The 673-nt window shown below is 40.0% G+C and carries 2 tRNA genes and 1 rRNA gene; all 3 read left to right on the plus strand.

The window, feature by feature from the left end:
* A 16S ribosomal RNA gene (locus I6E38_RS15015) occupies positions 1-62 on the plus strand; the annotation flags it as partial.
* A 125-nt stretch (positions 63-187) separates the two neighbouring features.
* Positions 188-261, plus strand: a tRNA-Ile gene (locus I6E38_RS15020).
* A 158-nt stretch (positions 262-419) separates the two neighbouring features.
* A tRNA-Ala gene (locus tag I6E38_RS15025) sits at positions 420-493 on the plus strand.
* Positions 494-673 lie beyond the last annotated feature (180 nt).

A 673-nucleotide genomic window follows, 5' to 3' on the forward strand; every position in this document is an offset into this window, starting at 1 on the left:
TGATTGGGGCTAAGTCGTAACAAGGTAGCCGTACCGGAAGGTGCGGCTGGAACACCTCCTTTCTGGAGAGACGCTTCACTTAATGATTATCATTAAGATGTATAGAATTAGGTAAGTATTTACCTCTCTTCTTGTACCGCAAGTTTGTTTACTAAATAATTAAGAAGGTCCAGTCAACGGACAAGACAGTCCTATAGCTCAGTTGGTTAGAGCGCCACACTGATAATGTGGAGGTCGGCAGTTCAAGTCTGCCTGGGACTACTTCTTAAAGAATTAGGAATTTTGAATTAGGTATTTTGAATTGTGTGCTACGCACATTCTGAATTGTCGAATTTTGAATTAATTCTAAATTGAACAACTCAAAATCGCCAAAGGCGACCAACTCAAAACTCAAAATTCAAAACGCAAAATTCAAAACTGGGGGATTAGCTCAGCTGGCTAGAGCACCTGCTTTGCAAGCAGGGGGTCAACGGTTCGAATCCGTTATTCTCCACATTTCGTGAGAATTGAGGATAGGCGACTGAAAGGAGCCAATCATTTAAAATTCTCCACGATAACGATCTTTGACATATTGATACAAGCAAAACTGTAAGTTAAATTAATAACAACAGCTGAAAGTATGAGCTACGGTTTTCGTTCTGAGCAATCAGAATGAAGATTCGAAGAAAGTAGA

It is taken from the genome of Leyella stercorea, assembly GCF_021531355.1.
Classification (GTDB): Bacteria; Bacteroidota; Bacteroidia; order Bacteroidales; family Bacteroidaceae; genus Prevotella.